Below are 22,941 nucleotides of genomic sequence, written 5' to 3' on the forward strand. Positions count from 1 at the left end.
TAATTTTCCATTAATTGTTTGGTATAATAGGATAAAAACATTTGGGGGAGACGAAATGGCGCTACTGGAGTTGAAACAGTTAGGGAAGACGAACCAGTTACCGGCAATTGAGCTAGAGGTTGAGAAGGGACAATGTGTTGTTTTGCAGTGTAATAACCATACAGCTAAAGTGTTGCACCGCATCATTATCGGTGAAGAAGCAGCTTCGACTGGGAATGTACTATTTGAAGGCAAAGCGATTGGAAAGAAGAATTATTCCCGCATTGGTTTTTGTTTTTTGAAAGATGAAGCATACGATCGTTTGAAGGTGAGGGAGTACTTCAAGTTTATATTAGGGCTTTATGAATCTAACATGAGTATGGAAGAAGTAGTACAATATGTCGGTCTCCTAGATAAGTTGAACGTTAAAATAGAAAAACTATCATTTTCAGAGAAACGCCGTCTTCATCTTGGGCGAGTTATGATTCATAATCCGGATTTAGTTATTTTAGAAGAGCCAGAGCAAAATGTCGATACAGAGAGTACGATCATTATTCGAAAAGCGATTATGAAAATGAAAGAGCAAGGGAAGGCAATCTTTATTACGTCCTCCTTTTTATCAGATGCCCTTTCGCTGACAGAAGATGTGTACATATTAAACAACGATGGTGTGAAAAAGATAGAAATAGAGCAAGAGGAAGTTGAAGAAGTCGATGAAGAAAAAGTAGTTCAAATGATTCCGCAAATGAAACTGGAAAGAATACCAGCGAAAGTGAACGATAAAATCATTTTACTGGATCCGATGGAGATCCATTTCATTGAAACGCAAAATGGAGTGACACATATTCATGTGCGCGAAGGTGACTTCGTATGCGCATTAACATTAAGTGAACTAGAAACGAGATTAACAGGATTCGGATTCTTTAGATGTCATCGCTCGTACCTCGTTAATTTACAAAGAGTACGAGAAGTCATTACGTGGACACGTAATAGCTTTAGTTTAATTTTGGATGACGAAAGAAAAAGTTCAATCCCGCTTTCAAAAGGACGAATGGATGAGTTAAAAGGTGTAATTGGGCTATAAAAATGCTCCAATAAGCTCAAAATACGATTCATTCACCAGTAAAAATACTCCTTTTACCGGTATTTTACTGCGCCTACCCTTTGTTTTTCATATGATTGAGTCAAGAAAAGCGAAACAAACAAACGAAAAGCGCTAAAGCGACTTTCATCTATAAAAAGAAAAACAAAGGGGATGACGAAATGACATTGGCAATTGAAATGAAAGATGTAATGAAAAGTTTCGATGGAAAAACGGCCCTTCGAAATGTAAATATTGAGGTGAAGCAAGGAGAAATCTTTGGATTCCTCGGACCGAGTGGATCTGGGAAAACAACAACAGTAAAGATTTTAACTTCTCAATTGCTTCATAGCGTTGGAACTGTAAGAGTGTTAGGTAAAGACATTACAGGTCCAAGTAGTATCGATTACAAGCGAATTGGTATTTTAACAGACAACAGCGGCCTATACGAAAGACTTAGCATCTATGATAACTTACTACTATTTTGTGACTTATACGATTGTAAAAAAGAACGAATCGATGAAGTGCTAGCACAAGTGAACTTATTGGATGATAAAAAAACACAAGTGAAAAAATTATCAAAAGGAATGAAGCAGCGCGTCACATTAGCGAGAGCAATCCTTCATAAACCAGATATCCTCTTCTTAGACGAACCAACATCTGCACTCGATCCAGTTAACGTACAAAACATTCATAAAATCTTAAAAGACTTAAATAAAGAAGGAACGACGATTTTCTTAACGACTCATAATATGGACGAAGCAGAAACACTGTGTAACCGCATCGCCTTTCTATGCGGCGGAGAAATTGTAGCGCTTGATACACCAGAAAACCTTCGCTTACAATACGCGAAAGATCAAATACAAGTCGTATTAAAAGATAAGCAAAAAGAAGTCGTGCAAAAAGACGAATTAGGTGCAAAACGTATTTCAGAATGGATGAAAAAGGGCGAATTACTATCGATTCATTCACACGAACCAACGCTAGGCGATATCTTTATTGAAGTTACTGGGAGGGGATTATAATGACATTTTCAATGAGACGATTTTCAGCTATTTTTCGGAAAGAGTTACAGGATTTTAAAACGAATTCACAAACTTTAATTATGATGGCAATGCCGGTTTTCTTTGCAATACTATTTAGTCGCGCAGATAACTTTAGAGAAGTTGGGGCAGGTACATTAACTGCGATGGCGTTAGTTATGGTCGGAGGTTTTGTACAGGCAATGCTCATCGCTGAAGAAAAGGAAAAAAATACGCTTCGTGTTCTTATGCTATCACCAGCATCAGCAATTGAAGTATTAATTGGTAAAAGTTCATTAACAGGTCTGATTACAGTTGCAATTTGTTTTATTAATCTACTTATTTTAGGTAAATTAGAAGGTAATTTTGCATTATTATTACTCATCTTTGTTCTTGGAATGCTAATATTTAATCTCATTGGCACTTGTATCGGATTATTGGCTCAAAATGTGCCACAAACCTCAACAATTGGATTGCCAATATTAATGACATTTCTTTTGGGTGATTTAATTGGAATGTTTGTGAAGAATGAGGTTGTTACAAAGATAATTGATTATTTACCAACTCGTCATATCGGTCTTGCCGTTAGCAGTATTATAAAAGGTGAAGGTTTTAGTGCAATTGCTAGTAATTTATTGAATATAACTATTTGGTTAGTCGCAGTACTTGTTATTACGCTCTTCATTTATAGAAAGAAACAAATGGACTAAAAACTGAGCTGAAACGCTCAGTTTTTTCCTTTTTCTATCATTTCCTCGGAAATTTTGTAATTCCTATACATATTTTTACAGATTTTGTCGAAAAGTAATTAGTTATAGGTTGTATAGGATGAGTGAATATTGTTCAAAATGATTGCTGAGGTGATGATGGAATGCGAGGAAGAAATAGTAAAAAGTCGCAAAAAGTAGTACATTTATTTCAAAAAAGATGGGTGTTTCCGGCACTATACATTGCTTGTGCAGCGGTAATCTTAATGGTTGCGCTATGGTTCCAGGGAGCTAATCCAAAGAAAGCTCCGAACCAAGATCAAGCAACACCGTATACACAAACGGAAGATCCGGCAGTACCAGTAACAAAATCTTCAGAAGTAGTGAAAATGCCAACTGCAGCAAATGCAGAAGTAGTAGTACAGAAGAAATTCTATGAAGATGCAGCATCAGAGGCGGAACAAGAAAAAGCACTTGTCTTTTATAACAACACATATTCCCCGAATAAAGGAATTGACATTGTTGCGAAAAACGGAAAAGAATTTGATGTTACAGCTGCTTTAAGTGGTACAGTAACGAAAGCTGAAAAAGATTCACTTCTTGGTTATGTTGTAACAGTAGATAGTGGAAATGGTGTAGCAGCATCTTATCAAAGCTTAGGCAGTGTGAAAGTAGAAAAAGGTGCAAGAGTCGCGCAAGGTGAAGTGTTAGGAAAATCAGGTCTAAATGCAATGAATAAAGATGCAGGTTCTTACGTTCACTTTGAAGTACGTAAAGACAATGTGGCTGTGAACCCTGAGCGTTATTTAAATAAATCAGTAGCAGAAATTAAAGCTGATGCAGGTGCTGCAAAGGCGACAAATGCTTCTGGTAAAAAAGCTGATGACAAATCTCAAAAAGAAGAAAAGTCAACAAGCACGAAACCAGAAGATAAGTCTCAAAAAGAAGAGAAATCAACAAGCGGCTCGACTAGTGATAAAGAGACGAACGGCAAACAAGATGAGAAATCTCAAAAAGAAGAGAAATCGACAAGCGGTTCGACTAGTGATAAAGAGACGAACGGCAAACAAGATGACAAATCTCAAAAAGAAGAAAAATCAACGAATGGTTCTACAGAATCATCTAACGGTTCTTCTTCACAAGAATAATAAAGTGAAAAAATCAGTTCTCATTAGGAGAGCTGATTTTTTTATTTTCATATAAAAATAATCAATTTCGAGAAAAAAGTTGCAATAACAAGGAAAAATGACGAGATTCTCGAATATATATTACAAAAGGGAGGGGATACTGTGTCATTTTTATCTGTTCTGTCGATTGCTATCATTTTATTGTTTGTTTTATTCGCTTTATATTATTATATTGCCGGTAAGAAAGAAGTCCCCCACCATCAGTTGTTAGAAGAAGAATATGAAAGAGAAGAGTGACACCTTTTATAAAGAGGTGTCACTTTTTTTCGCCATAATTGTCATCGTTAACGTATTTCTCACAAAAAAACGTAATTTTTCTTAACTTAGTCCGCAAAAATAGTGAACATGTAGCATATATCAGTAGTGCGGGCAATACAATGGTATAAACCAATGCAAAGAGAGTGTTTGAGGTGAGAAATCGTGAATCATTTCATTATAAATCCAAGAATGTTTAACGCTTACAAACAGCACTCACATTTACTTCATAGTCGTATGCAGCGAGTCTCATTTCACACTTCTCACATCCAATTTAGGGAGGCGAGTGGTGTGCACGATTACATCAAAGAGAGAACTATCAAGATTGGCAAGTATATCGTGGAGACAAGAAAGACAGTGCGTGTAATCGCAAAGGAGTTTGGGGTATCAAAGAGTACAGTCCATAAAGATTTAACAGAACGTTTGCCAGAAATTAATCCAGAGCTGGCAAATGAAGTGAAAGAAATTCTTGATTATCATAAGTCTATTCGTCATTTAAGAGGTGGAGAAGCAACAAAGCAAAAGTACCGAAAAGAAGATACAGAAAACCCTGTGCGCCAATAAATCTAAAATAGCAAACATTCCTTGTGAATTCGGTAATATTTTTCAGAAGAATTCTTTTTGCGAATATTACGTTTCTGTTAAATTTATGATAAAATCAGAAATTAGGTGTAAAAGAATTCGGGTGTAACCTGATTTTGAATATCGAGGAGGAAATGACGGGAATGTTTGCGAGAGATATCGGAATTGACCTAGGTACGGCTAACGTATTAATTCATGTTAAAGGTAAGGGTATTGTATTAAATGAGCCATCTGTTGTGGCAATTGATCGTAATAGTGGAAAAGTATTAGCAGTAGGTGAAGAAGCAAGAAGTATGGTGGGACGTACACCTGGTAATATTGTAGCAATTCGTCCGCTTAAAGATGGTGTAATCGCAGATTTCGAAATTACAGAAGCAATGTTAAAGTATTTCATTAACAAATTGGACGTGAAGAGCTTCTTTTCAAAACCTCGCATTTTAATTTGCTGTCCAACAAATATCACATCTGTAGAACAAAAAGCAATTCGTGAGGCTGCTGAACGTTCAGGTGGTAAAACAGTATTTTTAGAAGAAGAACCAAAAGTAGCCGCAGTTGGTGCTGGTATGGAAATCTTCCAGCCAAGCGGAAACATGGTTGTTGATATTGGTGGAGGTACAACAGATATTGCCGTACTTTCTATGGGTGATATTGTTACCTCTTCCTCTATCAAAATGGCTGGCGATAAGTTTGATATGGAAATCTTAAACTACGTTAAACGTAAGTATAAGCTATTAATTGGAGAACGTACTTCAGAAAATATTAAAATTAAAGTTGGTACAGTATTCCCAGGTGCACGTAGTGAAGAGCTTGAAATTCGCGGACGTGACATGGTAACAGGTTTACCACGTACAATTACAGTATGCTCTGAAGAGATTACAGAAGCACTAAAAGAAGACGCAGCTATCATTGTACAAGCTGCAAAAGGCGTACTAGAGCGCACACCACCAGAACTATCTGCGGACATTATCGACCGCGGTGTTATTCTAACAGGCGGTGGAGCTTTATTACACGGTATCGACATGCTTCTAGCAGAAGAATTAAAGGTACCAGTATTAATCGCTGAAAACCCAATGCAATGTGTTGCTATTGGTACAGGTATTATGTTAGAGAATATCGATAAATTACCACGTCGTGCATTGAAATAAAGTGAGAAAGAGCTAAGGGAAAACCTTAGTTCTTTTTTTTTGATTTTTTTAATTCTAATTTTTTACGAAAACGGAAGAAAAATAGAGGAAAATAAAGAAATAAGGTGATATATCCATATATATGGTTAAATTTAATGTTTTCTTATTTGAAAACGTATGTAATATAATGATTCGGAATACGACATTAAGGCAAAGAATGTTTAAATACATATTGCCTTTCCCTAATTTGGGCACACACTCTTTTCTACCTCCGTGTCAGTTGCTGAGAAGTGCAACTATTTTAATGGAATAGAGTGTGTGCATTTTTTTATAATAGAGAGTAAAGTTTTACTTTATAATGACAAATAATAAACAAAATGGGATAATAACAATATGTCCAAGTGGTAAGACCAATATTACAAAAGGGGCGATTGTTACATGCTAAATATAGAACAAATTAAAGAAATCATTCCTCACCGCTATCCATTTTTACTTGTTGATAAAATATTAGAAGTAGATGAAGGAAAAAGAGCGGTTGGAATTAAAAATGTATCTGCAAACGAGGAGTTCTTTAATGGACACTTCCCAGATTATGCCGTTATGCCTGGTGTACTTATTGTAGAAGCATTAGCACAAGTTGGGGCAGTTGCTGTATTAAAGAAAGAAGAAAACCGCGGGAGACTTGCTTTCTTCGCAGGCATCGACAACTGTCGCTTCAAAAAACAAGTACGCCCAGGTGATCAACTTCGTTTAGAAGTAGAAATGACACGCGTACGTGGACCAATTGGAAAAGGAAAAGCAATCGCAACAGTAGATGGTGAAGTTGCATGCGAAGCTGAAATTACATTTGCAATTGGTGATAAGAAAGAATAGATAGTAATTAAAAAATCCTTCTGTAATATGCAGAAGGATTTTTTTAATTACTATATTTTTTGCTTGAAATATTAAAATGCAGAGTAATCAGAATTTTAATTGTAAATGAATGGAAGTTTGTATATAATGACGCTATAAATATCTTGGAATCAAGATAAATGATAGTGCGACAAAAATAGAGATGTCGTTGTCACATTATAGAGGTTATGAGATAGGACAAAGGTAATTATGATTCGTTATGATGAACTGTAGAGGAAAGTAATGGGGAAATTTAACGGTAGAAGTAAATGAAAAATAGGCGTAGCATATCGAGCATAAAAGAGAAAAAGGGAAAAGGTCGCATTTTGAAAAAGGAGACTAGAACATGTTCGGAAGACAGAAAAGAAAACCATTACGACAATTAATTACACATAAAGAGCCTAAATCACGTATTACAGAACAATACCGTAATATCCGTACAAACATTGAATTTACATCTGTAGATAACCATATTCGTTCTATTATTGTCACTTCAGCAGATCCAGGAGACGGGAAAACAACGACTATTTCTAATCTAGCAGTTGTTTTCGGTCAACAAGGGAAAAAAGTATTGTTAATTGGGGCGGACTTACGTAAGCCGACATTACAAAACTTATTTGCGGTTCACAATCCAAATGGTTTAACAAATTTATTATCAGGACAGGCTTCGTTTATGCAATGTATTCAAAAAACAGATATAGATAATGTATATGTCATGCCAGCAGGCCCAATTCCGCCAAACCCTGCAGAACTACTAGGATACCGTAAAATGGACGAAATGCTTTTAGAGGCATATAAGATGTTCGACGTCATTCTAATCGATACGCCTCCTGTGCTGGCGGTTACAGACGCGCAAATACTTGCAAACAAATGCGATGGAGTTGTATTAGTAGCTCGTAGTGAAAAAACAGAAAAAGATAAACTGATAAAGGCGAAACAAATATTAGATAAAGCATCTGGAAAACTACTTGGCGTCGTTTTAAATGATAAAAAAGAAGAACAAGAACAATATGGATATTATTAGAAAATAATGTGTAAAATAGTAATTTTTAAAGCTGGTAAGTGTTTTTACCAGTTTTTTTGAATTATTTTAAAATTATATATTGAATTATACAAAAAAAAGATATAATAGGAATTTTGTAAAATTGATGGAATGTGTTGTCATATTTAAGATTATTTTGTAAGATTATATATGTTTTTAAATAACAAAAGAACATAGATATGACTAAAATAAAAAAATGTAAGATTATATGTTATAATTTTTCTTATGTGCAAATTTTAGAAAGTTGGAGGGACTTATGGAAGAAACAATTAGTTTAAAAGAGTTATTTTATATTTTAAAAAAACGTTTAGCAATGATCCTCGTAATCGCCTTTGGTGCAGCTATTGTAAGTGCTATCATTAGCTTCTTCTTCATGACACCAATCTACCAATCTTCAACGCAAATTCTTGTTAACCAGAAAAAGCAAGAGGGTGCAATGATTCAAGCTGGTGAAATTCAAACAAATATTCAATTAACGAATACATATAAGGTCATTATTAAAAGTCCAGTAGTCTTAGACCAAGTGAATGAAAAATTACATTTAAATATGACTGCACAAGCTTTAACAGGAAAGATTAATGTTGCAAACGAAAAAGATTCACAGGTCATTTCTGTTACAGCTGAGGATAAAGATCCAAAAGTAGCTCGTGATATTGCAAATGCAACTGCGGATGTATTTAAAGGTGAAGTTGCTAAAATTATGAATGTCGATAACGTAACTGTATTGTCAAAAGCAGAAGTTGCGGAAAATCAATCTCCAATTAAACCACGCCCGATGTTAAACGTAGCAATTGCTTTCGTTGTTGGATTAATGGCCTCAGTTGGTCTTGCATTCTTACTAGAATACTTAGATAACACAGTGAAAAAAGAAGAAGATGTAGAAAGCTTACTTGGCTTACCGGTGTTAGGTATTGTAGCACGTATGGATGAAAAAACAGCAAGCGTGAAATCACATGCTCCATCATCAAGAAAAGTGAGGGGACAAACAATTGGCTCTTAATAGTTTATTTAAAAAGAAACAAAATCATCGTCAACGTCGTCAATTAATTGCTCATCAACAACCGAAATCACCAATTTCAGAACAATATCGTAATATTCGAACGAATATCGAATTTGCATCTGTTGATACGAATTTACATTCGTTAATGGTAACGTCTGCTAACCCAAGTGAAGGGAAAACGACGACAACAGCGAATATGGCAGTTGTTTTCGCTCAACAAGGAAAGAAAGTATTATTAATTGATGCAGATATGCGTAAACCAGCGATGCATCAAATGTTCCAAGTTGATAATATTTTCGGATTAACGAATGTATTAACACATAGTGAACGTTTAGAGAAGTGTGTACAAGCGACATTAGTTGATGATTTACACTTTTTAGCGTGTGGTCCAATCCCACCAAATCCGGCGGAATTGTTAGGTTCGAAATCGATGAAAGAACTTCTTGGGCAAGCGTATAGTATGTACGATTTAGTTATTTTTGATTTACCGCCAATTTTAGCTGTAACAGATGCGCAAATTATGGCGAATGTATGTGATGCATCCATTCTTGTCGTTCGTAGTGAATCGACAGAAAAGGAAACAGCGGTAAAAGCAAAAGGATTATTAGAATCTGCAAAAGGTAAATTGTTAGGTGTTGTTCTAAACGATCGTGAACGTGAACAAGGCTTATATTATTACTACGGTGCGAACTAATTAAAAAGTGAGATATGGCAAAAACATATCTCCTTTTTTCCTTTGGATATGAGATAACTCATATCCAAAGGAAAAAAGATTTTTATATGAGAGAGGGAGGATGAAACAAATGATTGATTTACATTGTCACATTTTACCTGGCATCGATGATGGTGCACAAACAGTAACAGATAGTCTGGCCATGGCACAAAAGGCTGTCCAAGAAGGAATACATACAATCGTCGCAACACCACACCATCAAAACGGGAAATATACAAATGAACGTACTTCAATTATTCATCAAGTAAAACAACTAAATGATGAACTACAACAAAATGAAATTCCATTGAAGATTTTACCAGGGCAAGAGGTCAGGTTATATGGTGATTTATTAGAAGACTATGAAGCTGGTAAAATTGTTACTTTAAACGAAACAGATAAATACATATTAATTGAATTTCCATCTAATCACGTACCTCGCTATGCAGAACAACTATTATATGAACTACGCGTTAAAGGGATGATCCCAATTATTGTTCATCCAGAACGCAATGCCGAGTTAATCGAGCGGCCAGATAAGTTATACAGCCTTGTAAGTAAGGGTGCATTAACACAAGTAACGGCAGGTAGCTTGCTAGGGAATTTCGGCAAAAAGATAAAAAAATTCTCACTACAACTCGTTGAACATAATTTAACGCACATGATCGCATCAGATGCGCACAACACAACATCAAGAGGGTTCCATTTAGCGGAAAGCTATGAATTAATTGGAAAAGAATTCGGAATGAACGTTATGAGCGATTTGAAGGAAAATCCATATTTATTAATTAGTGGAAAAGCAATTTATAAAGAATATCCAGAACAAATTCGTCGTAAGAAATTATTTGGTATTTTTTAATTGAAGAGCTTTGGTGATGTCTCCTAACCGTTATCAACGGGGGCACTCGGTTGTGCTGTGGGTAGAAATTTTTATTTCGAACCTACCTTAGACGCTTGTCGTCGGGAGTATGGCGTGAGGTTGGGTTGGATGCCCATAAATTTATTTCTATTAGAAACTCTACCTATGGAGTTATAACTATGACTCTATAGGTAGGGTTTTTGTTATTTATACATATAAATTATTGGATGCAGGGGGACTAGATTTGAAAAAAGTAAGAAAAGCGATTATTCCAGCTGCTGGTCTTGGGACAAGATTTTTACCAGCGACGAAGGCAATGCCGAAAGAAATGTTACCAATCGTCGATAAACCGACAATTCAATACATAGTAGAAGAAGCGATAGAATCAGGAATTGAAGATATTATTATTGTTACTGGAAAAGGAAAGCGTGCAATTGAAGATCATTTCGATCACTCTTTTGAATTAGAACAAAACCTTTTAGAAAAAGGGAAGCATGAAGTACTTGAAAAGGTGCAAGCTGCTTCAAAAATTAACATTCACTACATAAGACAAAAAGAACCAAAAGGTTTAGGTCATGCGGTATGGTGTGCACGTAAATTTATTGGAAACGAGCCATTTGCGGTATTACTTGGGGATGATATTGTCCAAGCAGAAACACCATGTTTACGTCAATTGATGGATCAATACGAAGGGACACAATCATCGGTTATTGGTGTGCAAACAGTGCCAGAAAATGAAACGCATCGTTACGGGATTATTGACCCAGTTGAGCAACATAATCGTCGTTATCAAGTGCGTCAATTTGTAGAAAAGCCAGCTCAAGGTACAGCACCATCAAATTTAGCTATTATGGGGCGCTACGTATTAACGCCAGAGATTTTTATGTTTCTTGAGGATCAACAAACAGGTGCTGGTGGAGAGATTCAGTTGACGGATGCAATCCAACGATTGAATGAAATTCAACGAGTGTTTGCGTATGATTTTGAAGGAACTCGTTATGATGTTGGAGAGAAGTTCGGTTTTATTAAGACGACGATTGAGATGGCGCTTCAGCATGAAGAATTGAAAGATGAATTGATACGATATATGAACGATCTTGTTAAAAAAGAAAATGTACACATATAAAGTGAGGTGAAAGGGCATTGGCCTTAACGAAAGTATCAAGTGAAAATGTAAAAAAACAACGATTACTTGCCGCGAAAGAGGTAAATCAAAGGTGGGCGTATTTATTTACAAAGAGATTAATGGATATATTTGGTGCGTTGTGTGGTCTTATTTTTCTTTCCCCTATTTTTATTATTGTATCCATACTTATTAAGCTGGAAGATCCGAAAGGTCCTATCTTTTTTAAACAGACTCGTGTTGGAAAAGCTGAAAAAGAATTCGGAATGTATAAATTCCGTTCAATGGTAACAGATGCGGAAGAAAAGTTGAAAGATTTATTGGATCATAATGAAGTATCAGGTGCTATGTTTAAAATGAAAGATGACCCACGCATTACAAAAATCGGAAAGTTCATTCGTAAAACAAGTATTGACGAATTGCCACAATTATTAAATGTTTTAAAAGGTGATATGAGTTTGGTTGGACCACGTCCACCGCTACCGAGAGAGGTCAAAGAATATACTTCTTACGATAAACAAAGGTTACTTGTTACACCAGGGTGTACAGGAATTTGGCAGGTTACAGAGAGAAATAGTGTTGGTTTTGCAGAAATGGTTGAATTAGATTTAACGTATATTAAAAAATGCAGTATTTGGCTTGATTTTAAGCTTATTCTGAAGACGATATTAGTGTTATTTGGATCAAAAGATGCTTTTTAATACGACTCAATATACACCTTAGGTGATAAACTAAATTAATTTAAAAAGTTATGGCGTGTGCTCTAACTTGTATTCAAAAACAAAATGATTGCAAGGGAGATATAATAATATGAATATAGCGGTAGTAGGAACTGGATATGTAGGTCTAGTAACAGGCGTGGGTTTATCAGAAATAGGACATAATGTTACTTGCATAGATACAGATGAGAAAAAAGTAAAGAAAATGCAAAGTGGACAATCACCAATTTATGAACCAGGACTAGATGAATTAATGCTAAAGAATATTGAAGTTGGCCGTTTAAACTTTACTACAAATCATTTAAAAGCGTTTAAAGAAGCAAAGGTTATTTACATTGCAGTAGGTACTCCGGAAAATGAGGATGGTACAGCAAATTTAACTTATGTTAATGAAGTTATAGAACAAATTGCTCAAAATATAAAACAAGATGTTACTGTGGTAACGAAAAGTACCGTACCTGTAGGGACTAACCATTATATTAAGAGAAAATTAAGAGGGCTATTAACGGGAAATATTAAAGTTGAAGTGGTATCAAATCCAGAGTTTCTTCGAGAAGGATCTGCTGTTTACGATATCTTTAATGGCGACCGTATTGTAATTGGTACGGATTGCGAAGGGGCATTAGAAGTAATGCGTGAGGTTAATAAACCTTTTGGTATTTCTATATATGAAACTGACATTTGTAGTGCAGAAATGATTAAGTATGCGTCTAATGCCTTTTTAGCTACAAAAATTAGCTTCATTAATGAAATTGCTAATGTATGTGAAAAAGTGGGTGCTGATGTAGAGCAGGTAGCGTTAGGAATGGGTCTAGATAGTCGAGTGGGTAATCAATTTTTAAAAGCAGGTATTGGTTATGGGGGCTCATGCTTCCCTAAAGATACAAAGGCGCTTAAAAAAATTGCAGAAAATGTAGATTATGATTTTAGTTTATTAAGTTCAGTTATCGAATTTAATAATAAGCAACAAAGAAAACTACTTGATCAAGCAATTAAGGAATTTGGAACGTTGCAAGGCAAAACCATAGGTGTTTTGGGACTAGCTTTTAAGCCTAATACTGATGATATTCGAGAGGCCGCTTCGCTAGTTATTATACCAGAGCTTATAGAGATGGGGGCTCATGTAAAAGCTTATGATCCAATAGCGATCAATAATGCAAAAAAAGTATTACCCGGTACAGTAGAATATGTGCATGAAGTGCTTGAAGCAATTAAAGATACAGAGATTGTATTTATCTTAACAGAATGGGATGAAATTAAATCTATACCATTAGAAAAATTTGAGAGCGAAATGAAAGACCCGAATGTGTATGATGGTAGAAATTGCTTTGGGATAGAAAATGTAAAAAATAGTAATGTGAATTACTATTCAGTAGGAAGAGCTGTTGTTAAGAGAAATAAAGTGAGTATCTAATTTAAATAATGAGAATTTTTTATTGTTTATGTTAGAGAAATGAAAGAGGGATAATATTGAAAATATGTTTTGCTGCCTCATCCGGGGGCATCTAGAACAATTAATGATGTTACATCCGATGATGAAGGAACATGATAGTTTTATTTTGACCGAAAAAACAAATTATCAATTCAATTCAAAAGGTATAAAGCATTATGATGTGGTTCAAATCAACAGAAGGGAATTTTCCTTCTTTTTTAAATTCATTATTTTATTTTTTCAAACCTTAATTATTTTATTAAAAGAAAAACCAGATGTTGTTATCTCCACTGGTGCATTGGCAACAGTACCAATATGCCTATTGGCGAAATTATTTCGGAAAAAGTTAATATTTATTGAATCTTTTTCTAAAATAACTTCACCTACTATTACTGGTAAATTAATGTATAAACATGCAGATTTATTTTTAGTTCAGTGGGAGGATATGAAAAAGTTTTATCCAAACGCAACGTATGGAGGCGGCATATATTGATTTTCGTTACAGTAGGGTCTCAAAAGTTTCAATTTGATAGATTACTAAAAGAAATTGATCGTTTAGTTGAAGAACAAAAAGTAAAACCAGATGAAGTTTTTGCTCAAATCGGCTATTCAACGTATGAACCACGCCTGTATTCATACAAGAAATTTTTAAATAAAGAAGAATTCTTAAATTTAATGAAAAAAAGTGAAATAATTATTACCCATGGAGGAACAGGATCTATTATTAATGGGGTAAAGCAAGAAAAGAAAGTGATTGGTATTCCTCGTACTGTTAAGTATGGTGAACATGTAGATAATCATCAATTCGAAATAATAGAGCAGTTCACAAATTCTAACTTAATATACGGAATCTCAGATATTGAAGAATTAGAACATTCATTAGAGACTGTAAAAAATATGCAATTTAAAAAATATCAATCTAATACTAATAATATTATTAATATATTAGATGCATTTTTAAAGAAGACCATATAACTTGTACAATTAGAAACTAAAAATATTAGAAATAGGTGAGTTAATGAATGTTATCATGATTGGATCTCATATACGTGTAACGGGTGGGATTACTAGAGTGGTAAAAAATTATATGCAAGCTGGCCTTAGTGAGAAAACTAAATTAGAATATTTTCCAACTTATTATGGTAGCAATCATTTTGTAAATATATTTTACTTTATGATTCAGTATGTAAAACTATTTTTTAAACTTAATGTATTAAAGCATCAATATGACATAGCTCATATCCATATGTCCTACAGAGGGAGTTTTATTCGCAAAAGTAAAATTATACAGATTTTGCATAAAAATAATATCCCAATTGTATTGCATATGCATGGATCTCAATTTAAAGATTTCTATAATGAAAGCTCAGATAAGCGAAAGAAAGATATTGTGGATACGCTGAACAAAGTAACTGTCATACTAGCTTTAGGAGAGCAGTGGAAAGAATATTATGAATCAATTTGTAAAGCAAAAGTTGTTTCTTTAGATAACGCAGTATTTCCAAAAGAATCTATTAATGATTTTAATGATCGAGTATATATCACAACAATGGGGGTACTTTCTCAAAGAAAAGGTACCTATGATTTGATTGAAGTTGGTGCTAAATTAAAGGGGAAAATAGATAATAAATATAAAATTGTTTTAGCTGGTGATGGTGAAATTGAAAAGGTAAAAAAGAGGATTAATGAATTAGATTTAGGTGATTTGTTCATTGTTCCGGGTTGGATATCAGATGAAGCTAAGATAGAAGAAATTTATCGTAAAAGCATTATTTATGTACTGCCTTCCTATAATGAGGGGATGCCAATGTCAATATTAGAAGCAATGAGCTATGGGTTACCTGTTATATCTACTGAAGTTGGCTCCATTGCTTCTGTTGTAGAAGCAGATAATGGATTTGTTATTAAGCCTGGAGATATAACAGAATTAGGGGATAAAATCACTTGTTTATTAAATAATCAGTTGATTATGGAATTAATGGGTAGAAATAATACGAAAAAAATATGTGAAAAATATAATGTGTATAATTCATTGGAGGATGTTTATTTATTATATGAGAAAATATTAAAAAATAGAAATAAATCACCTTTTAATTAATGATTTTTAGTGTTTATATCTTTATTGTGAATTTTAAGGACATATATAATAAAGGGATAGACATAAGGAGCATTATTATGGTTTTACGTGAAATTAAAATTACTGAAAAAAATTTAAGCGAATGTAATAGATAGGAATAGAGTGATGAATAAAATAATTGTAGGTAGCATATTCTTTTTTTCTTTTTTTCTTATTATGGGAAATAAATTCAATAATATATATGTATATCCATCTAGTTTGATATGTTTTATTTATATTATGTATACCTTATTTAATTTATTAAAGGTAAAACACATAAAGATTGATATAACTAAACAAGAATTAACAATGATAGTACTACTTATAGTATATATGTTATTTACATTAGTGACAGGGTTATATATGGGGATTGAAAACAAATCTATATATAAAGTATATCTTAATAACTTATATATTATAACATTCATATTTATCCTTATTTTTTTTAAGTGGACAGATGATTTTTCTATTAGATTTTCTAGAATCTTTAGCTATGCATTAATCCTTATGGGATTAATGGGAATTTTCTTGTATATAAAAGGAATCTATGGAATCAATATTACTTTTACTTCACCATTTTTTATTGTTTATGATGAGAATGCCATGATGCATTATTTTAATGAAGTTAGATTACAATCAATATTCTCACAAAAAACAAAGTATGCTTTTTATTGTTTGACAGGAATGTTCTTGTTAAGAATTAATCCATATTTAGATGTAAGAATATGTTGGATTGGAATAATAATACTGGCTATTAATGTTGTACTTACAAATTCAATGATGTCTCTTGTGGCAATGGCCGCACTACTAGTTACGTTTATTAATTATAAAAAAATTAACAAGTATTTTAGATACCTTATCGCTTTTTCTACAGTTTTTGGAGCGTCTATATGTAGTTTACTAGTGTTAAATTATACTTCAAATATACGAGACTTGAGTAGTTGGGGGTCAAGAAAATATATTTGGGAAGGTGCACTAGAGCTTTTAAAACAAAATCCTAATGGAGTAATAGATAATTGGTATTTATATAGAATAAATACATATTTTCAAGGGGCACATAATGTGTTTTTAAATGAATTTCTCGATTATGGAATTATAGGTGGTAGCATCTTCCTTCTTATATACTTTCTCTTTTTCTATAACTTATTTAAAATTGATAAGAGAACAATAGGATTCTTTTTAGCTACGACAATATTATTTATGGTTGATAATATTTATTATTGGGAAATAATACCTGTTTTTTGGTTCTCTTATTTAATAATCAAAATTTTCTTGAATAGTAATGAGAAATTACTTGTTATGAAATATAATAGGGAATAATTAAAAAACTAAATATGATAAGTTTTTTAGTAAAAGGTAGCAAATAATTATTTGCTACCTTTTATAGTGGAATTAAAAAGATGCAGGAAATTATAAGAGGTAAATAAATATGAAAAAACTTTTACTTGTTCCAAAAAGTCAATATGGATATAATACGGATTATTTGAAAATGGTTGCTTATTTAGCTGAACAGAATATAAAAATCGATATATATTGCTTTGATAACGGAAGTCCAAAAATAGATACTCCAAATAATGTTGATTTAATATATGTATCACGTAGTAAAAATAAATTTATTAATTATGTTAAATACAATTTCGGGGTAATTAAGCATATTATGAAAAAAAGAAAAGAATATAATTGGATTATTGTAAGTGGGACAATTGAATATTGTGGTCATATTCCAATGCTAATGAAAAAAATAACACCTGTAACTAAATGGATAATGGATATTCGAACATGCGCTGTGTTTGCTAGTGAAAAGAAAAGACATTTTTATGATAATGCCATGAAGTGGTCTACAAAATTTTTTGACCATGTTACAGTTATTTCTGATTTATTAGCAAAGAAATTACAAATACTAAAGTATACGTTATTACCTTTAGGAGCGGACCGTATTATCGATATAAGTCAAAAAGGATTTGATAAAGGGGAAATTAGATTCTTGTATGTGGGGACATTTGAGAATAGAAATTTTGAAAATGTTATTAAAGCGTATGATATTTTTTGTTCAAGAGTAGGTAGCGGTATGCAGACTCGGTTTGATATAGTTGGTTTTGCATATACGGAAACATATCAGCAAGAGGTTATAAACGCAATTAACAATGCAGAAAATAAAGAGAAGATACAATATCATGGTAGAAAAAATCATGATGAAATAATAAATCTTTTTAAAGAGGCTTCGGTAGGATTCTCTTATGTGCCGATTACGGATTATTATGATGTACAGCCTCCTACTAAAACATATGAATATATTATCAATGGAATAATATGTATAGGAACTAATACAAAAGCTAATGCAGAAATTATTAATGATAGGAATGGAATACTGATTAACGAAGACATAAATAGCATCGTTGAAGGGATAGAAAAGGTTTCTAAAGAAATTTTTAAGTATGATGCTTTACAGTTGTCAAAAACAGTGGAAAATCATGAGTGGGATAAAATAGAATTTCAATTCCATGAGTTTTTAAAAGAGATAGATTTTAAAATATAGACCTTAAAAATAGCATTCCACAGAAGGGAAAATCTCTTCAAGAATTTATTATGGCTTGTATAGGAATTTTAAAAAGATAAAATAGAGCTTAATTCTATAATGGTGGTTGGAAACAATGAAAAATATATTATTTGTAATCCCTTATCTAGGTGGAGGGGGAGCGGAGAGAGTACTAATAGATTTAATGAATGTATTAAGTCAGCAAAAAAAATTCAGGATGACACTTTTTACAATTGGTAGTGGTATATTAGATGATCAATTAGATAAAGAAATACGACATGTGAAATTATTTAATGTAGATCTAGCTAAACAAGATGTAGTATCAAAAATAAAAATAAGATTAATTCTTAAATCACTTAAGATTTTAAGTCCATCTAAAATGAGGAAATTGCTTAATATCTTCTTAAAAGAAACTTTCGATATTGAAGTAGCTTTCTTAGAAGGATTTCCTATAAAATTTGTATCACAAAGTTCTTCAATGAAGATAGGCTGGATTCATACAGATTTAAAGAAATTTAATTATTGTAAGTCTTATTTTAAAAGTAAAGTTGAGGAACTGGATACTTATTCTAGGATGGATAAAGTAATATTTGTATCTGAAACATCTAAGGCAGGCTATCTAGAGTATTTTGAGGGGATTAATAATCAAGACAACCTCTATGCTCTGAAAAACATACTAAATACGGATAGGGTTATATCTTTATCTAAAGAAAAAATTGAATTGGATTTCAAGTATATTTGTAGTGTAGGTAGATTGAGTGCTGAAAAAGGATTCGATCGTTTAATTGAAAGTTATTATAAACTAAAAGAAGAGGGTAAGATAGGGAACCTCAAACTAATGATAATAGGAAGCGGAAAAAGCGAGAACGAGTTAAAAGAACTTGTTAGGAGATTAAAATTAGAGGAATCCATTATATTTGTACCATTTAATAAAAATCCATATAAGTATATTAAGAATAGTGAGTTTGTTGTTTCGTCTTCCAGAGTGGAGGGGTATCCTACTGTTGTTCTAGAAGCATTGCTTCTGAAAAAAATGGTTATTGCTACTGATACAGGGGCTTCTATCATTTTAAATAACGGGGAGTTTGGACTAGTGGTTCCAAATAATGCAGAAGGGGTAAAAAAAGGAATCCAAGAAATAATAGATGAGAATTCTGTATATGCCAAGAAAGCATTAGCAGGGGAAAAAATGGTGTTGAATGAGAATCAGAAAAAACTAGAAGAAATTATAGAGGTAATTAGCAGTTATAAAATTTAGTAGTGGTTACTGCAAATAGATTAAAATAAAACTTCATATGAGGAGTCTAATATGATTTCAAAAATAAAGCGAAAAATTAAAAGGAAATTAGGTTTTGGAAGTAGATATGAGGAAACTTTAGAAGGTCTTAAAAAAACAGGATTAAAAATAGGGGAGAATTTTGCATTTAATGATGGATGTATAATAGACCCTAGTCATTGCTGGAAAATAAGCATAGGAGATAATGTTACACTAGCTCCAAATGTTCATATTTTAGCACATGATGCAAGTACTAAATTCTATTTAGATTATACTAAAGTTGGGCTTGTTAAAATTGGTAGTGAAGTATTTATAGGAGCAGGTTCTATTATACTTCCTAACGTTGAAATAGGGGACAATGTCATAATAGGTGCTGGAAGTGTGGTTAATAAAAGTATCCCAGCTGATACAGTGGTTGCTGGAAATCCCGCTAAGGTAATTGGCAGAACAAGTGAATATATTGCTAAGCAGCAGGAAAGAATGGACGAGAGCCATTTATTTGATGAAAGCTATACTTTAGGTGGCAATATTACAGAAGAGAAAAAAGAAGAAATGAGAAACATACTACAAAATGGTATGGGGTTTTTAAAATAAAGATTTATTTAGTATGATCGAATTATAGGGGGAAAATCCTTGAAAAAGATTTTGTTTGTTATTGGACAACTGGGCGCAGGCGGAGCAGAAAGAGTCCTTATAGATATTGCGAATAATTTGTCAGATAATAAAGGATATTCTATTACGGTTTTTACTTTTTGTAAAAATAAATTAGATAACCAACTTTCGAGAAGGGTAAAACATGTTAGTTTATTTAATATAAACGCAAAATCGAGAAAAATTAGTGATAGGATTTTAAATCGCTTTATTGTAACTAATTTGTTTAAGTTGCTTGAAAAAATTAGTGCAGATTATATAAGAAAAATTATGAGTATCCGTTTAAAGGGAACATATGATATTGAAATAGGATTTGTCGAAGGACTACCAATAAAAATTATATCTTCTTCAAAGCATATTGAATCATCAAAACATATTGGTTGGATTCATACGGATTTAAGTAGGTACAATCATGCTCAAAACTTTTTTGAGAATTATTCGGAAGAAACAGCGATATATGATAATGTACAAAGTATGGTTTTCGTATCAGAACAATCAAAAATAGGATATAAAGACTACTTTAAGAAAAGTCATAAAAATAATTTTGTTATTCCGAATTTTATAGATTGTGATCGTATTAGGAAGCTAGCTGAAAAGGAATTTGAATTGAATTTTAAATATATTTGTTCTGCGGGAAGACTAGTGAAAGAAAAAGGTTTTGATAGATTAATCAGAGCATATGCCTCTTTAAGGGGGAAGGGACAGTTAAAGGATATAAAATTATTAATTCTTGGTAGTGGTGTTGAGGAGAATGCATTAAAAAATTTAGTTATTGAGTTAAATATTGAGGACGATGTTGTATTTATTCCTTTTACAGAAAATCCATATAAATATGTTAAAAATAGTGAATTTTTCATATCATCGTCGAGAGTCGAAGGATATTCATTAGTTGTAGCAGAAGCAATTCTTCTAGAGGTCCCAGTGCTTTCAACAAGAACAGGGACTGTTAGTATTCTTGGTGAAAGTGAGTATGGCTTAATTGTGGATAATACAATAGATGGTATTGTTGAGGGGATGGAAAATTTTATCATTGACATTCAAGAGTTTAAATCTAAAGCAATTAAGGGAAGTAAAAAAGTTGCAGAGATTAACCGTGAGAATTTGGAGAAGATAATTTCTTTAATGAAAAAATAAGTGCAGAAAATATTAAATTTGAGAGATGTGTCATAGATAATGAGTAGCTTAACTAGGAATACAATGTATAGTTTTTTAAATCAAATAGTATTACTAATTATACCATTTATAACCTTTCCTTATATTTCGAGGGTTTTAGGGCCAGGACATTATGGAAGTATTAACTATGCGACTAGCATAGTTACTATTTTTGCTGTATTTGCGGGAACAGGATTAGTAGGACATGCAACACGTGAAATCGCTATAGTTAAAGATGATAATGAAAAACTAGGTACTAAATTTCAAGAGTTGTTCATTATACAATTGATATTAACAATTTGTATGGTATGCTTATATTTAATTTTTTTACTTAATAGTTCAGAAGTAAATAGTGAATTTTTCATTTTCTTTATTACTGGATTAACACTGTTAACAAATTTATTTACCTTCCAATGGTTTTTTGTAGGAGTAGAAAAATTCAAATATATTACAACTCGTGATGTTGTCGTTAAAATTATTTTTGTTATTTGTGTGTTTACATTTGTTACAGAAAAGGACGATTATCTTATATATGTTTTGTTGAACTTTGGTAGCTTTATGCTGACGGCCTTATTAAATGGTTGGTATTTGTTGAAATTTATTGAAATAAAAAAGAGAAAGTTATCATTTACTGTACATTTTAAGCCTGTCTTTTTGGCATTAATAATTTCACTTGTTAGTACGGTTACGTTACAATTAAATTCTATTCTGTTAGGGAGTATTGCGGCGAAAGAAAAGTTGGGTCTTTACAATGTAGGTATAAAGATGACTACAATGTTAGTAGCGATTGTTTCAAATGCTTTTGCTGTACTTTTACCAAGACTTAGTTATTTGAATAATAATAATGATCACAGCTCACAACAAAAAATCCTAAATAAAACGGGTCATTTTTTAGGAATTGTTTCAATACCAGCATGTATTGGCTTTATTTTATACTCTAATATCATAATAAAAATTCTTTTTGGTACAGAGTATTTGGGTGCAATTGTGGTATCGCAAATTACTTCTCTATGTTTAATAATAATGCCATTAGTAGCAATTTATGCATACTATTTGTATTCTACTGGTAGAGAACGTATATCTATATATGTGATGATAATAGCATTAGTAATTAATGTGGTAGCTAATATTATTTTAACTACAAAATATCTTATTGTAGGTGCAGCCATTACGTTTGTATTAACTGAACTATCTAAGTTAGTAGCTTATTCTTTATGGTTGAGGAAAACAGGTATGAAATTCAATCTGTTTTCAATAAATTACCTTTCATATTGTCTGATAACTATTATAACAATAGTATTGCCTTATGTGATATGTAGACCCGAAGGCATCTTTCCAACTATATTTATTATGATAGGTAGTATCATTTTTTATTTTATTTTTTTAGGTCTAGTAAAAGACAAATATTTTATGGAGATGTTTCAGATAATCAAAAGTATGTTGGTACGTAGAAGAAGTCAATAATATTTGATATTATAGGGTTGACGAATTCGAT

At 32.5% G+C, this 22,941-nt stretch carries 24 protein-coding genes; all 24 read left to right on the forward strand.

Annotated features, from left to right (window positions below; genetic code table 11):
* The first annotated feature begins 55 nt into the window (after nucleotides 1-55).
* The 24 genes from JFU54_RS05525 (at nucleotide 56) to JFU54_RS05640 (ending at nucleotide 22,910) form a co-directional block, all read left to right on the forward strand.
* Complete coding sequence (locus tag JFU54_RS05525; RefSeq protein ID WP_201063889.1) at nucleotides 56-1,063, forward strand: LytTR family transcriptional regulator DNA-binding domain-containing protein; 1,008 nt, start codon at nucleotides 56-58, stop codon at nucleotides 1,061-1,063.
* Nucleotides 1,064-1,242: 179 nt separating this feature from the next.
* Nucleotides 1,243-2,085 carry an ABC transporter ATP-binding protein gene (locus JFU54_RS05530; RefSeq protein WP_000170829.1) on the forward strand — a complete coding sequence of 281 codons (843 nt, stop codon included), beginning with the start codon at nucleotides 1,243-1,245 and terminating at the stop codon, nucleotides 2,083-2,085.
* On the forward strand, nucleotides 2,085-2,792 hold the full coding sequence (locus tag JFU54_RS05535) for an ABC transporter permease (protein WP_201063891.1): 708 nt from the start codon (nucleotides 2,085-2,087) through the stop codon (nucleotides 2,790-2,792). Before JFU54_RS05530 ends, JFU54_RS05535 begins: the two co-directional genes overlap by 1 nt.
* A gap of 161 nt (nucleotides 2,793-2,953) precedes the next feature.
* Nucleotides 2,954-3,937: a stage II sporulation protein SpoIIQ gene (gene spoIIQ, locus JFU54_RS05540; RefSeq protein ID WP_201063892.1), complete on the forward strand. Its 984-nt coding sequence runs from the start codon at nucleotides 2,954-2,956 to the stop codon at nucleotides 3,935-3,937.
* 141 nt (nucleotides 3,938-4,078) lie between these two features.
* Nucleotides 4,079-4,213, forward strand: coding sequence for a hypothetical protein (locus JFU54_RS05545; RefSeq protein WP_002016211.1), 135 nt, complete (start codon nucleotides 4,079-4,081; stop codon nucleotides 4,211-4,213).
* A 309-nt stretch (nucleotides 4,214-4,522) separates the two neighbouring features.
* Nucleotides 4,523-4,795, forward strand: a complete 273-nt coding sequence (gene spoIIID, locus JFU54_RS05550; protein ID WP_002089714.1) for a sporulation transcriptional regulator SpoIIID — start codon at nucleotides 4,523-4,525, stop codon at nucleotides 4,793-4,795.
* Between the two features lie 161 nt (nucleotides 4,796-4,956).
* Nucleotides 4,957-5,958: a rod shape-determining protein gene (gene mreB / locus JFU54_RS05555; protein ID WP_002130035.1), complete on the forward strand. Its 1,002-nt coding sequence runs from the start codon at nucleotides 4,957-4,959 to the stop codon at nucleotides 5,956-5,958.
* Nucleotides 5,959-6,375: 417 nt separating this feature from the next.
* Complete coding sequence (gene fabZ / locus JFU54_RS05560; RefSeq protein WP_000931959.1) at nucleotides 6,376-6,810, forward strand: 3-hydroxyacyl-ACP dehydratase FabZ; 435 nt, start codon at nucleotides 6,376-6,378, stop codon at nucleotides 6,808-6,810.
* A gap of 364 nt (nucleotides 6,811-7,174) precedes the next feature.
* Nucleotides 7,175-7,852: a CpsD/CapB family tyrosine-protein kinase gene (locus tag JFU54_RS05565; protein ID WP_201063894.1), complete on the forward strand. Its 678-nt coding sequence runs from the start codon at nucleotides 7,175-7,177 to the stop codon at nucleotides 7,850-7,852.
* Between the two features lie 274 nt (nucleotides 7,853-8,126).
* Nucleotides 8,127-8,870, forward strand: coding sequence for a YveK family protein (locus tag JFU54_RS05570; protein WP_201063896.1), 744 nt, complete (start codon nucleotides 8,127-8,129; stop codon nucleotides 8,868-8,870).
* Complete coding sequence (locus JFU54_RS05575) at nucleotides 8,860-9,564, forward strand: CpsD/CapB family tyrosine-protein kinase (RefSeq protein WP_201063897.1); 705 nt, start codon at nucleotides 8,860-8,862, stop codon at nucleotides 9,562-9,564. The genes JFU54_RS05570 and JFU54_RS05575 overlap by 11 nt, the downstream gene beginning before the upstream one ends.
* Before the next feature lie 109 nt (nucleotides 9,565-9,673).
* Nucleotides 9,674-10,441: a tyrosine-protein phosphatase gene (locus tag JFU54_RS05580; protein WP_201063900.1), complete on the forward strand. Its 768-nt coding sequence runs from the start codon at nucleotides 9,674-9,676 to the stop codon at nucleotides 10,439-10,441.
* A 244-nt stretch (nucleotides 10,442-10,685) separates the two neighbouring features.
* Nucleotides 10,686-11,567, forward strand: coding sequence for a UTP--glucose-1-phosphate uridylyltransferase BpsC (gene bpsC, locus JFU54_RS05585; RefSeq protein ID WP_201063902.1), 882 nt, complete (start codon nucleotides 10,686-10,688; stop codon nucleotides 11,565-11,567).
* 17 nt (nucleotides 11,568-11,584) lie between these two features.
* Nucleotides 11,585-12,265 carry a sugar transferase gene (locus JFU54_RS05590; protein WP_201063904.1) on the forward strand — a complete coding sequence of 227 codons (681 nt, stop codon included), beginning with the start codon at nucleotides 11,585-11,587 and terminating at the stop codon, nucleotides 12,263-12,265.
* A 109-nt stretch (nucleotides 12,266-12,374) separates the two neighbouring features.
* Nucleotides 12,375-13,697, forward strand: coding sequence for a UDP-glucose dehydrogenase family protein (locus JFU54_RS05595; protein WP_201063906.1), 1,323 nt, complete (start codon nucleotides 12,375-12,377; stop codon nucleotides 13,695-13,697).
* Nucleotides 13,698-13,815: 118 nt separating this feature from the next.
* On the forward strand, nucleotides 13,816-14,208 hold the full coding sequence (gene pssD, locus JFU54_RS05600; RefSeq protein WP_242489420.1) for a PssD/Cps14F family polysaccharide biosynthesis glycosyltransferase: 393 nt from the start codon (nucleotides 13,816-13,818) through the stop codon (nucleotides 14,206-14,208).
* The gene (gene pssE, locus JFU54_RS05605; RefSeq protein WP_201063907.1) at nucleotides 14,205-14,690 is read left to right on the forward strand and encodes a PssE/Cps14G family polysaccharide biosynthesis glycosyltransferase; all 486 of its coding nucleotides are present in this window, start codon (nucleotides 14,205-14,207) and stop codon (nucleotides 14,688-14,690) included. Before pssD ends, pssE begins: the two co-directional genes overlap by 4 nt.
* A gap of 43 nt (nucleotides 14,691-14,733) precedes the next feature.
* Nucleotides 14,734-15,813, forward strand: coding sequence for a glycosyltransferase family 4 protein (locus JFU54_RS05610; protein ID WP_201063908.1), 1,080 nt, complete (start codon nucleotides 14,734-14,736; stop codon nucleotides 15,811-15,813).
* Between the two features lie 144 nt (nucleotides 15,814-15,957).
* Complete coding sequence (locus JFU54_RS05615) at nucleotides 15,958-17,151, forward strand: O-antigen ligase family protein (protein WP_207192599.1); 1,194 nt, start codon at nucleotides 15,958-15,960, stop codon at nucleotides 17,149-17,151.
* Between the two features lie 109 nt (nucleotides 17,152-17,260).
* Nucleotides 17,261-18,367, forward strand: coding sequence for a glycosyltransferase (locus tag JFU54_RS05620; RefSeq protein WP_201063909.1), 1,107 nt, complete (start codon nucleotides 17,261-17,263; stop codon nucleotides 18,365-18,367).
* Nucleotides 18,368-18,482: 115 nt separating this feature from the next.
* The gene (locus tag JFU54_RS05625; RefSeq protein WP_201063910.1) at nucleotides 18,483-19,625 is read left to right on the forward strand and encodes a glycosyltransferase; all 1,143 of its coding nucleotides are present in this window, start codon (nucleotides 18,483-18,485) and stop codon (nucleotides 19,623-19,625) included.
* 51 nt (nucleotides 19,626-19,676) lie between these two features.
* A complete protein-coding gene (locus JFU54_RS05630) occupies nucleotides 19,677-20,237 on the forward strand; it encodes an acyltransferase (protein ID WP_201063911.1) in 561 nt (186 codons plus the stop codon).
* 39 nt (nucleotides 20,238-20,276) lie between these two features.
* A complete protein-coding gene (locus JFU54_RS05635) occupies nucleotides 20,277-21,428 on the forward strand; it encodes a glycosyltransferase (protein WP_201063912.1) in 1,152 nt (383 codons plus the stop codon).
* Nucleotides 21,429-21,467: 39 nt separating this feature from the next.
* Nucleotides 21,468-22,910 carry a flippase gene (locus tag JFU54_RS05640; protein WP_201063914.1) on the forward strand — a complete coding sequence of 481 codons (1,443 nt, stop codon included), beginning with the start codon at nucleotides 21,468-21,470 and terminating at the stop codon, nucleotides 22,908-22,910.
* The last annotated feature ends 31 nt before the right edge of the window (nucleotides 22,911-22,941 follow it).

The organism is Bacillus sp. TH19 (genome assembly GCF_016651075.1).
GTDB classification, from domain to species: Bacteria; Bacillota; Bacilli; order Bacillales; family Bacillaceae_G; genus Bacillus_A; species Bacillus_A mycoides.